We start from the raw sequence: 11917 nt of genomic DNA on the forward strand, positions 1-11917 counted from the left end.
CGGTTCTTCCCGCGCGGTGCGAGGGCCGGAGAACTCAGCCGCCTGCCAAAGCGCGCAACGTAATGCCAACGATGTAGGCGAGATATGTACCAGTCGCATACCCCATGGTCCCGAGCAGCACGCCAACGGGAGCAAGGGACGGATGGAAGGCAGCCGCAACCACGGGAGCAGAAGCCGGGCCGCCGATGTTGGATTGCGAGCCGATCGCGAAGTAGAAGAACGGCACCTTCAGCGCCATCGCCAATGCCAGCAGCAGCAGGATGTGCACCGCGATCCAGATCAGCCCCAGCGCGAACAGCCACGGCCGTTCCAGCAGCGCCAGCAGGTCCATCTGCATGCCGATGCACGCGATCAGGAAGTACAGCAGCAGCGAGCCCAGCTTCGAAGCGCCCGCGCCTTCCAGGTTGCGCGCGCGGGTGAAGCTCAGCGCCAGCCCGCAGGTGGTGGAAATCACCACCACCCACACGAACGGCGCGTCCAGGCTGAACTGCGACGCCCAGGCCACGTGACCCTTGAACCACGCCGACACCGGCCCGGCGATGGCGTGCGACAGCCCCACGGTACCGAACGCCACCGCCACGATCAGCATCAGGTCGGTCAGGCTGGCCACGCGCTCGTGCTCGGCCTGGAATTTTTCGATACGCAGCTTCAGCTCGTCGATGGCCGACGTATCGGCACCGGTGCGCGCATCGATCTTCGCCGCGCGCCCGGCCATGAAGATCAGCACCGCCATCCACACATAGCCCACGCCCACGTCCACCACCGCGAACTGGCCGAACGTGGTTGCGTTGACATCGAACACCTCGCGCATCGCCAGCATGTTGGCCCCGCCGCCGATCCAGCTGCCGGCCAGCGCCGCCATGCCCGACCACGTGTCGCCGGCCACGGTTTCCGGGTGCACCCACTTCATCAGAACAAACGCCACCACCGCACCGATCATGATGCTCAGCGACGCCCCCAGGTACATCACGATCAGTTTCGGACCCAGCCGCAGGATGCCCTTGATGTCCACCGCCAGGGTCAGCAGCACCAGCGCCGCCGGCAGCAGGATATCGCGCGCGATCGGGTTGTACAGGCGGGTGTTTTCGCCGTCGATCAGCCCGACCGTGTTGTAGATGCCGGGGATCATGTAGCACAGCAGCAGTGCCGGCACGAACGTGTAGAAGCGCTTCCATGGGCCCGTTGGGCGTGAGGCAGTCCAGAACACGGCGCCCAGGGTCGCGGCGATCAGGCCGAAGACTACGATGTCGTTCTGGATCAGGGGCATGGGCGAAAGGTCGTCTGGGGGATGGTCGAGGGCCGGCCAACGGCCGGCGCTACCGGGAGGGTCGATTCCCTGGGTAGCGCCGGCCGCTGGCCGGCCCATGCAATGCGCGAACGCCGCCCGGAAAGGCGGCGTCCGTTTGCTTACTGGCCGATGTGCTGCTTCAGCCAGCCGTTCACCGTGTCATGCCACTGCACGCTGTTCTGCGGCTTGAGCACCCAGTGGTTCTCGTCCGGGAAGTACAGGAACTTCGATTCGATGCCCTGGCGCTGCGCCGCGGTGAACGCGCCCAGGCCCTGCTCCACCGGAATGCGGAAATCGAGCTGGCCGTGGATGATCAGGATCGGCTTCTTCCAGTCCGCCACGTGGTTGACCGGATTGAACTTCTCGTAATTCTGCGGCTTGGCGAAGGGCGTGCCGCCCTGCTCCCACTCGGTGAACCACAGCTCTTCAGTGGCGTAGCCCATCATGCGCTGGTCGAACACGCCGTCATGGTTGACCAGGCACTTCCACGGCTCGTTCCAGTTGCCGGCGATCCAGTTGACCATGAAGCCGCCGTAGCTGGCACCCAGCGCACAGGCCTTGTCGCCGTTGAGGAACGGATACTGCTTCTGTGCCGCCGCCCAGCCCTTCTGCAGGTCTTCCAGCGGGCGGTCGCCCCAGTGCTGGCTGATCGCATCGGTGAAGGCCTGGCCGTAGCCGGTGGAGCCGTGGAAATCGATCATCACCACCGCGTAGCCCTGGCCCGCGTAGGTCTGCGGGTTCCAGCGGTAGCTCCAGCCATTGCCGAAGCTGCCCTGCGGGCCGCCGTGGATCAGGAACGCCACCGGATAGGTCTTGCCTTCCTGGTAGTTGTACGGCTTGACCACGTAACCGTGCACGGTTTCGTTGTTCCAGCCCTTGAACTGGAACTGCTCGTAATCGCCAAAGGCCACGTCCGGCAGCATCTGGCCGGCGCTCGGCGTGATCTCGCGCGGGCTGCTGCCGTCGGCCTGCGCCACCACGATCTGGTCGCCGCTCTTCAGGCTGTTCTTCGTATAGGCCAGCGTGCTGCCGGCGATCACCGGCGAACCGATGCTGCCGCCTTCGGCGACCACGGTCGCCTTGCCGGTGGCGATGTCGATGTTGAACAGGCGGTGTTCGCCCAGGTCATCGGCCGCGGTGTAGAAGCTTTTGCCATCCTGCGCCAGCACCACTTCACCGGCCGAACGGTCCCACGACGGCGCGATCTCGCGGGTCTTGCCCGAAGCCAGGTCGAGCGCGATCACGCCGAAGCGGTCCGCCTCGAAGCCAGGGCGCTTCATCGCGCGGTAGTACAGGGTGTTGCCGTCGGCGCTGAACACCGGGCCAGCGTCCCAGGCCGGGTTGGCCGCGGTCAGGTTGACCGGCGCCTGCTTGCCCTCGGCGTCCAGGCGGTACAGGTCGAAGTTGGTCGACCAGGCTTCCTCGCGACCGGCCACGCGGATGCTCGCCACCACGCTGCGGCCGTCCGGGGACCAGGTGAAATCGTCATTGCCGCCGAACGGCTTGGACGGCGCATCGCCGGCCAGCGTCGCGCTGATCGCCGAGGCACCCTTCACCGCAGCGGCCTTGGCCGCCGGCAGCGGCGCCACGAACAGGGTGTTGCGGCGACCGTCGTTCCAGGTGTCCCAATGGCGCACGAACAGACTGTCGAACACCTCGCCGGTGTTCTTGCGCGCCTTGTGCGCGTCCAGCTTCTTCGCCGTGCAGGCCAGGTCCGAACCGCAGTCCTGGAACACACCGGCGCTGAAGGCCACGCGGTCGCCCTGCGGCGAGATCTGGAAGCTGTCCACGTCGACCGCGAAGTCGGTCAGCTGGCGCGGGGCGCCACCGGCCAGCGGCATCGCATACAGCTGCTGGCTGCCACCCTTGGCGCTCAGGAAATACACGGTCTGGCCATCGTCCGACAGCGCGGCCGAATTGACGTTCCAGCCGGCCGGGGTGAGCGGCCTGGGCGGAGCGGCGTCGCGGGTGCGCAGGTTGCGGATGAACAGCCCGGTGCTGGCCTTGCTGTCGCTGCCGACCACGCGCTTGGCGAACACCACGTTGCCGCCGTCGGCGGTGAGCAGCGGGGCCGAGACCCGGTCCAGCGCGATCATGTCGCGCACATCCAGGCCACGGGTGGCGGCGGCCGCGGGCAACGCGGTCAACAGGCACAACGGCAGCAGGGCGTAACGAAGCTTCATCGGGGTCTCCGCGGAACGGCAAAACGCCGATGGTAATGTCGCCAATGGCCTACGCGCTACGGCCACTGGTCATGCCGTAGTGCCGGGCCCTGCCCGGCAAACGCGGATTCTGGACACCCTGGAACGACAAAACCCCGCCATGGCGGGGTCTGTCGGGTTCAAAGGGGTCTGGAATCAGACCGTGCCGGCCTTCTTGCCGGTGCGGTAGATCAGCCAGCCCACCAGGAACAGGACCGCCAGCCCGATCCATTGCGCGGCCGGCAGGTGGAACGGCACGGCCAGCACGTCGGCGCGGCTGCTGAGCACGATCGGCACGGCGATGGCGATGCCCATCAGCGCCTCACCGGTGATCAGGCCCGCGGCGAACAGCACGCCCGGCTTGTGGATGCGGTCGCGGCCCTCTTCATCGTCGGCGCGGACCCTGTGGAACCGCTCGACCAGGTAGGAAATCAGACCGCCCAGGAAGATCGGCACCATCAGTTCCAGCGGCAGGTAGATGCCGATGGCGGCCGCCAGCACCGGCACCCGGAAGCGTGCGTTGCGCGACTTCAGCCAGCTGTCGAACGCGATGATCGCCGCACCGACCACGGCACCGATGCCGATGAAGGTCCACGGCAGTTCACCGCCGAACAGCCCCTTGGCCACCGAGGCCATCAGGTTGGCCTGCGGTGCGGCCAGTGCGTTCGGGTGCAGGTCGGACTTGACCCCGATGCCGTACGCGGTGGCCAGCAGGTTCAGCACCGGCGCCATGATCAGCGCGCACGAGAACGCGCCGATGCCCAGCATCAGCTGCTGCTTCCACGGCGTGGCGCCGACGATGTAGCCGGCCTTGAGGTCCTGCAGGTTGTCGCCGCCCACCGCCGCGGCGCAGCACACCACCGCGCCGATCATGATCGCGGCCACCGCACCGAGCGGCGCGCCGCCGATACCCACCGGGGTCAGGCCGTCCTTGCCCAGCAGCAGCACCAGCACCGCCGAGGCGAACAGGATGGTGGAAATGGTGATGCCCGAGACCGGGTTGTTGGACGAACCGATCAGGCCGGCCAGGTAGGCCGAGACCGAAACGAACAGGAAGCCGGCCACGATCATGATCAGGGTCATCGGGATGGACACGTGCCACTGGCCGACGATGGCCTGGTACAGCGCCAGCAGCGGCAGGGTGAACACCACCAGCGCCACCAGCATCCACTTCATCGGCAGGTCGCGTTCGGTGTGCGCCAGTGCCGGGCCGCCGCTCTTGCGCGCAGCCGCGAAGCCGCTCTTGACGCCGTTGAGCAGCGACTTGCGCAGCGAGATCAGGGTCCAGACGCCGCCGATCAGCATGGCGCCCACGCCGAGGTAACGCATCTTCGCGCCCCAGATGGCGAACGCGGCCTCGGTCGAGGACGCCGTCGCAATTGACGCGGCCAGGGCCGGATCGGTATTCATGAAGAACGCCTGGTACAGCGGGATCGCGATGTGCCAGGTGAGGATCGAGCCGGACACCACCACGATGCCGACGTTCAAGCCGACGATGTAGCCCACGCCCAGCAGGGCCGGCGAGAGATTGGTGCCGATGAACGCGGTGACCTTCGAACTGCCGACGTAGGCCGACGTGGCCCAGGCATCGGGGATCAGGCGCATGCCGCTTTCCGCGGCCAGCTTGACCACTGCGCCGATGGCGGCCGACACCGCCAGGATCTTCAGGCCCGGGCCCGGGTTTTCACCGGCCTTGAGCACCTCGGCCGCGGCCTTGCCTTCCGGGAAGGGAAGCGGGTCTTCGACGATCATCGAGCGCCGCAGCGGCACCGAGAACAGTACGCCCAGCAGGCCGCCCAGCCCGGCGATGCCGAGCACCCACCAGTACTTGAAGTCCGGCCAGTAGCCCATGATCACCAGCGCCGGGATCGTGAAGATCACGCCCGCTGCGATCGACGAACCGGCCGATGCGCCGGTCTGCACGATGTTGTTTTCCAGGATGGTGCCGCCGCCGAGCAGGCGCAGCACCCCCATGGAAATCACCGCCGCCGGGATGGCCGTGGCGATGGTCAGGCCTGCGAACAGACCCAGGTAGGCGTTGGCCGCCGACAGGATCACCGCCAGCACGATGGCAAGCACCACCGCGCGGAAAGTGAGCTGTTTGGGCGCAGCGTCGTTGTTCATGGAAGCCCCTGCTGTAAAAATCCCGTCAAACCTAGCCTTCATGCAGATGCAAGGCAAGCCGTGCCAACGGCACGGCGTATCGCCGAAGGCGATACCGGGGCGCCAAAGGCGCCCCGCGTAGCCCCGGCCGTTGGCCGGACCAGGTAATGCCCACCCCCAACCACCCAAACCAGCAAACCCGGATCCGCAACCCGGACAACCCATTTGTAATGTTATATCCTGTCGCACCACCCTTCCCGTGTCCCAGTGGCCCCCACACTCCCCCGCCTGACCTCCATCGACCAGCTGCGCGGCACCGTGATCGTGCTGATGCTGCTGGACCACGTGCGTGAGACCTTCTATCTGCATCAGCAGGTCCCCGACCCGATGGCGGTCGACCAGGTCGAACCGGCCCTGTTCGCCAGCCGCCTGCTCGCCCACCTGTGCGCCCCGGTGTTCGTGCTGCTCACTGGCCTGTCGGCCTGGCTGTACGGCAGTTCCCAGCCCGACCCGCGCCGGGCCGCCTCGGCGTTCCTGCTCAAGCGCGGCCTGTTCCTGATCGCGCTCGAACTGACCGTGGTGAACTTCGCCTGGACGCTGCAGTTCCCGCCGAGCGTGATCTACCTGCAGGTGATCTGGGCGATCGGCATCAGCATGGTCGCCCTGGCCTTCCTGCTGTGGCTGCCGCGCGGCGCCCTCGCCGCCCTGGCGCTGGCGGTGATCGCCGGCCACAACCTGCTGGACGGCGTGCACGCCAGCGGCGACGGCCCGCTCGCCGTGCTCTGGAAGATCCTGCACCAGCGCGACTGGATCGCCGTCGGCGATGCCCTGCGCCTGCGTACCTCGTATCCCGTCCTGCCGTGGATCGCGGTCATCGCCCTCGGCTACACGCTTGGCCCCTGGTTCGCCCGCAATGGCGACCCTGCTCTGCGCCGGCGCCGCCTGCTGTGGGCGGGCGGCGGCGCCCTCGTCGCGTTCGCCCTGCTGCGTGCCGCCAATGTCTACGGCGACGCGCCGTGGCAGGCGTCCGGCAGCAGCATGCAGACCGCGATGAGCCTCCTCAACGTCACCAAGTACCCGCCGTCGCTGCTGTTCCTGCTGCTCACGCTTGGCATCGGCCTGCTCCTGCTGCGCCTGTACGAGCATCCGCGCGTGGCCCGCGCACTGGCTCCGCTGGCCAACGTGGGCGCCGCCCCGATGTTCTTCTACCTGCTGCACCTGTATGTGCTGAAGGCGCTGTACGTCGCCGCCGAGGCGCGCTGGGGCCACACCCATGGCGCGTATTTCGGCGTGGACCACGTGTGGCAGCTGTGGTTGATCACCGCCGCGCTCGCGCTGGCGCTGTATTGGCCGACGCGCGCTTTCGCGCGGCTGAAGGCGCGGCGGAAAGACCTTGTCTGGTTGCGGTATCTGTAGAGCCACCCCATGGGTGGCTGCCGGGTACACCGCGAAGAGCAAGCCACGCATGGCGTGGCTCTACGCGGCATTTCGTTCCGACATCGCAGCCCTTGAGGGGCGCGGGGCGGTCGGCATAGCGCCAACAGCGTACCGACCAACGGTCGGTACCTACCGGGAGGCCGATGTGGAACGGGCGGCAGCCAGCAAGCGTTGGTCGAGCGATAATCGCGAACTGTTTTGTCGCCTATCGCCTGATGACTGCTACCGCCCTGCCCGCTTCCGACGACTTCCTTGGCCACCCCAAGGGCGTTTACGTCTGCTTCTTCACCGAAATGTGGGAGCGCTTCTCCTTCTACGGCATGAAGGCGCTGCTGCTGCTGTACCTCACCAAGTACCACCTGTTCGGCGACAAGGCCGGGCTGGACCTGCTCGGTGCCTACGGCGGCCTGGTCTACTGCATTCCCGTGTTTGGCGGCCTGCTCGCGGACCGCTGGCTGGGCATGCGCAAGGCGGTGGTGTTCGGCGGCGTGCTGCTGGTGCTGGGCCACCTTGGCATGGCCTTCGAAGGCCACGCCGCCACCCGCATCGACGGCCAGGTGGTCCGCGACGATGCCGCGCTCGGCGTCACCTACCTCTCGCTGGCCCTGATCATCATGGGCGTGGGCTTCCTCAAGCCCAACATCTCCACCATCGTCGGCAAGCTCTACCCCGAGAACGACCCGCGCCGCGATTCCGGCTTCTCCCTGTTCTACGCCGGCATCAACCTCGGCGCCCTGTTCGCCTCGCTGGTCTGCGGCTTCCTCGGCGAAGCGTATGGCTGGAAATACGGCTTCGGCGCCGCCGGCATCGGCATGGTGGTCGGCCTGGCCATGTTCCTGTGGGGCCAGAAGTACCTGCACGGCCACGCCGAACCCACCGATCCCGCCGCGCTGCGCCAGCCCGTGTTCGGCCTGCGCCGCGAATGGCTGATCTACGCCGCCGCCGTGCTCGGCGTGCTGCCCGTGGCCGCATTGATGTGGGCCGCCGCCAACGGCGCGTTCGCCCTTGGCGGCGAAATCAGCCTGGCGCTGATGCTGATGATCGTCGTGCTCGGTGCCGTACTGGTCTGGTTCGCCTGGTTCACCGGCACCCGCTGCACCCCGGTGCAGGGCCAGCAGATGATCGCCCTGATGGCACTGATCTTCATGGCCCTGGTGTTCTTCACCCTGTACGAGCAGACCTACGGCTCCTGGGTCACCTTCACCGACCGCATGCTGACCAAGGACCTGGTGCCCGCACTGGTGATCCAGGGCGGCACCCCGCTGCCGTGGTCGATCGCCTCGTTGCTGCTGGCCCCGCTCGGTTTCGTGGTCGCCGCCCGCCTGTCCGAACGCAACCCCGGCTCCAGCGCCCCGCGCACCCTGTTCATCGCCATCGTCGCCCTGATGCTGGTGCTGCTGGTCCGCGACTGCCTGGTGATTCCGCAGACCGCCGGCTCGCTCACTTACCTCGGCGGCCTGTTCCTGGTCGTGCTGGCGCCGCTGTTCGCCCTGCTCTGGGCGTGGCTGGACAGGCGCCGGCTGGACCCCTCCAAGCCGGTCAAATCCTCGCTCGGCCTGGTGTTCGGCGCCCTCTCCTTCATTCCACTGGCGCTGGCGGCGCAACAGGTCGGCGCCACCGGCCAGATGGCCAGCGTGTGGTGGCTGGTCCTGGCCTACCTGGTGCTGGAAATCGGCGAGATGTGCCTGTCGCCGGTCGGCCTGTCCGCGGTTACCCAGCTCGCCGCCCCGCGCGTGGTCAGCCTGATGATGGGCACCTGGTTCCTCGCCACGGCCTTCTCCGAAACGCTGGCCGCCCTGTTCGGCAAGCTCGCCGCCATCGAGGTGCCGGAGGGCGAAACCATGAACATCGCCACCGCCGCCGCCAGCTACGAACACCTGTTCTGGCTGTTGATGTGGATCGGCCTGGGCTGCGCCGCCGTCGCGCTGGCCAGCGCGCCGTGGTTGAAACGGATGATGCACGGCGTGAAGTGACACCCCGACGGCACCTACAGGTGCCGTTGTCGTTTCTGGCGCGGAACAATTCCGGCGCCTTGCATATAAACGGTTCTTAACACCATCCGACCGGGTCACACTTCCTGGTCGTTGAAACTAGTTGTAGTTACTCCCGAACGACCGCTCACCACCATGGCGCTCCCCCGCGTGCAGACCTGTCCGAAGCAGGTGCATGCCTTCCCTGATGCGTCCATGGAGTGTCCAATGACCCCCGCAGTTCCGTCCCGTCGGCCCCTGGCCGCGTTCATCGCCCTTGCCCTCTGCACCACCTTCGCTGCCCCCGTGCAGGCTGACGACACCTCGGACTGCGAGGCCACGCCTGACGAACTCCACTGCGACGACAGCGAGGCCGGGTCGCGCGGCGTAAGCGGCTGGCTGCTGGGCGGCCTGGCCCTGGCCGGCGGCGCTGCAGCAGCGGCCGGGGGTGGCGGTGGCGGTGGCGGTGGCGGCAGCAGCGGCGACGGTGGTGGTGGCGGCGGCGGTGGCGGCACCGTGCCCGGCAGCGAAGGCGGCCAATACAGCGGCAACCAGCAGCTGGCCGCCCCCGGCACCGATATCAGCTGGGACCGCAACGTGGAAACCCGCGTGGTCGGCAACGCGCGCAATGAAGGCACCCTGCAGATCAGCGCCGGCACGCTTGCGGTGCGCAACGACGGCCAGCTGCGCAACAACGGCACGTTGCGCATCGGCCAGGCCGCGCGCCTGCTGCTGGAAAACGACGGCGAGCTGGACAATTACGGCCACCTCGAACTGCAGGGCCAGCTGCAGCTGCAGCGCGATGGCAGCCTGGAGAACCATGGCACCCTGTCCGCGCGCGGCGCCGCCATCCGCATCGACGGCGATTCGGAGCTGGAGAACCTGGGCCGCATGGAGCTGCGCGACACCCTGGTCACGCTCTCCGGCGAAAGCGAATTCGACAACGGCGAGCGTCGCCGCAACGCCAGCCTGTTCATCGAGGGCGGCGGCTTTGTCCTCGGCGGCATGGCCGAGTTCGACAACCACGGCAGCGTCACCGCCAGCGGCAGCTTCAACCAGGGCGCACTGGTGCACGCGGTAACCGCCCGCGTCGGCAACGAGCGCGACACCATCGAAGCCTTCGACAACCACGGCCAGCTCAGCCTGGACGGCAACGCGCGTGTATTGACCCTCGTCGCCGACAGCCATGCCAGCACCGGCATCAACCGCCGCGGCGCGCAGATCACCAGCAACGCACGCAACCACGCCGCCCTGCACGCCGAAGGCAGCTACGCCACCCTGCTCAACCAGGGCACGCTCACGGTGACCGGTGATGGCGCGGTGGCGATGTCCGGCGCACGCGGTGCCACCCTGATCAACGACGGCGTGATCAACCTCGGCGTGGCCGGTGGCAGCAACGGCCAGAACCTGGTGGCGATGCAGTCCGATGGCTCGGCCACGCTCAACAACCGCCGCGGTGGCGTGATCAACATCCACGCCGACAACTCGCACGCGTTCCGCATGGGCGCCAGCGGCGGCGGGCGCCTGATCAACAACGGCCAGGTCAATGTGTACGGCAGCGGCAGCGGCGTGCATGCCGACCTGCCCACCCAGGGCGCCGATCGCCCGGCACCGGACCTGGGCTGGCAGGCACCGCGTGGCATCGGTGGCTATACCGTGGGCACCAACGCCGACGGCAGCGCCGGGCAGATGGTGCTGCATGCCGGCGGCGACCTGTCCGATATCGACGTCGATACGGGCTTCACCCGCGGTACCGATGCCTCGCAGGTCCGGCTGGAGGGCGTCTTCCTCGGTGCCGACGGCGGTGAGCAGAACATCCGCAGCGCCACCGTGGTGTGGCAGGCCCAGGCCGAGCGCGACGACGCAGGGACGGTCGACGTGGTGATGACCCGCAACGATTACCGCGACCTGGCCGACGCCGGCACCCACGGTGTCGCCTCGGCTCTGGAAGCCGGCTACGGCAACAACGCGCTGTACCACAGCCTGGAAGTGTCCAGCGCTGCCGAGTTCAACCACGCGCTGACCCAGCTGTCCGGCGCCGGGCTGGCCATGGCCGGGCTGCGCCTGGGCGCCAATGGCGAAGCCTTCTGGTCGAGCCTGGCCCGTGCCACGCCGGCCAGCGGCTATCGCATGGTTGCGTTTGGTCCGGGGTCGGCCAGCGCGTCCGGCGTGCAGGGCGTGGGCACCGGCATGCAGATGGCGATGTCGCTGGGCGGCGGGCGCCAGCTGCAGCTGAGCACCGGCCTGCTGGGCTCGGACTTCGCCACCGACGGCGGCCAGACCCGCTCGCAGTCGCGCTTCGCGGGTATCGGCATGGCCCAGGCGCTGGGCGCGTTCACCCTGCAGCACACGCTGGGCAACGAATGGCACCAGACCGACGGCCAGCGCCAGCTGCAGTGGGGCGGCACGCGCATGCGTGCACACAGCCAGCGGGCGCTGTCGCGCACGCGGCTGGGCAGCACGCTCAGCACGGCGCTGGCGGTTGCGGGGCTGGACTGGCAGCCGCGACTCGGCGCCACCGCCTGGCATGCGCGCGAAGGCGCGTTCCATGAAGTGGGTGCCGATGCACTGGGCCTGTCCGTCGGCGACGGTACGCGCAGTGGCATGCAGCTGGAACTGGGCAGCTCGGTCAGCGGCTACCTGGGCAACGGCTGGTCGCTGCGCGGCGACGCCGCGCTGTATCAGTCGCTGGCGCATCGTGCCAGCGTGCGCAGCGCCACCCTCCACGGTGCAGGCGACCACGCCTTCGCGGTGCCGGGACTGGCACCGTCAGGCATGGACTACCGCGTGATGTTGGGCGCGGACTACCGCTACCGCCGCACCCACCTGGGCGGCGCGGTCATGGCCGAGCGCCTGCTCGGGGTGCGCGACGTGCAGGCGCAGATGCAGGTGTCGATGGCGTTCTGATCGACCGCGGT

6 protein-coding genes are annotated in these 11917 nt (G+C 68.1%); 3 read left to right on the plus strand and 3 right to left on the minus strand.

Annotated elements, in window-relative coordinates; genetic code table 11:
* Nucleotides 1-34: 34 nt before the first annotated feature.
* The 3 genes from FSZ13_RS04995 to FSZ13_RS05005 form a co-directional block, all read right to left on the minus strand.
* The gene (locus FSZ13_RS04995; protein ID WP_145478279.1) at nt 35-1267 is read right to left on the minus strand and encodes a DUF819 domain-containing protein; all 1233 of its coding nucleotides are present in this window, start codon (nt 1265-1267) and stop codon (nt 35-37) included.
* A gap of 140 nt (nt 1268-1407) precedes the next feature.
* Nucleotides 1408-3471, minus strand: coding sequence for an alpha/beta hydrolase family protein (locus FSZ13_RS05000; protein ID WP_145478280.1), 2064 nt, complete (start codon nt 3469-3471; stop codon nt 1408-1410).
* 174 nt (nt 3472-3645) lie between these two features.
* Nucleotides 3646-5613: an OPT family oligopeptide transporter gene (locus tag FSZ13_RS05005; RefSeq protein ID WP_145478281.1), complete on the minus strand. Its 1968-nt coding sequence runs from the start codon at nt 5611-5613 to the stop codon at nt 3646-3648.
* Nucleotides 5614-5859: 246 nt separating this feature from the next.
* Here FSZ13_RS05005 and FSZ13_RS05010 point away from each other — a divergent pair, with 246 nt between their 5' ends.
* From FSZ13_RS05010 to FSZ13_RS05025, 3 genes are all read left to right on the plus strand, one after another.
* Nucleotides 5860-7008, plus strand: a complete 1149-nt coding sequence (locus tag FSZ13_RS05010) for a DUF1624 domain-containing protein (RefSeq protein WP_145478282.1) — start codon at nt 5860-5862, stop codon at nt 7006-7008.
* Nucleotides 7009-7244: 236 nt separating this feature from the next.
* The gene (locus FSZ13_RS05015; RefSeq protein WP_145478283.1) at nt 7245-9002 is read left to right on the plus strand and encodes a peptide MFS transporter; all 1758 of its coding nucleotides are present in this window, start codon (nt 7245-7247) and stop codon (nt 9000-9002) included.
* Nucleotides 9003-9227: 225 nt separating this feature from the next.
* On the plus strand, nt 9228-11906 hold the full coding sequence (locus tag FSZ13_RS05025; RefSeq protein ID WP_186308836.1) for a hypothetical protein: 2679 nt from the start codon (nt 9228-9230) through the stop codon (nt 11904-11906).
* Nucleotides 11907-11917 lie beyond the last annotated feature (11 nt).

It is taken from the genome of Stenotrophomonas rhizophila (assembly GCF_007667275.1).
In the GTDB taxonomy this organism is placed as follows: Bacteria; Pseudomonadota; Gammaproteobacteria; order Xanthomonadales; family Xanthomonadaceae; genus Stenotrophomonas; species Stenotrophomonas maltophilia_AE.

Excerpts from the sequence above, each read along its gene's own strand:
- FSZ13_RS04995 (WP_145478279.1), bottom strand. The coding sequence starts at position 1,267 with ATGCCCCTGATCCAGAACGACATCGTAGTCTTCGGCCTGATCGCCGCG.
- FSZ13_RS05015 (WP_145478283.1), top strand. The coding sequence starts at position 7,245 with ATGACTGCTACCGCCCTGCCCGCTTCCGACGACTTCCTTGGCCACCCC.
- FSZ13_RS05000 (WP_145478280.1), bottom strand. The coding sequence starts at position 3,471 with ATGAAGCTTCGTTACGCCCTGCTGCCGTTGTGCCTGTTGACCGCGTTG.
- FSZ13_RS05005 (WP_145478281.1), bottom strand. The coding sequence starts at position 5,613 with ATGAACAACGACGCTGCGCCCAAACAGCTCACTTTCCGCGCGGTGGTG.
- FSZ13_RS05025 (WP_186308836.1), top strand. The coding sequence starts at position 9,228 with ATGACCCCCGCAGTTCCGTCCCGTCGGCCCCTGGCCGCGTTCATCGCC.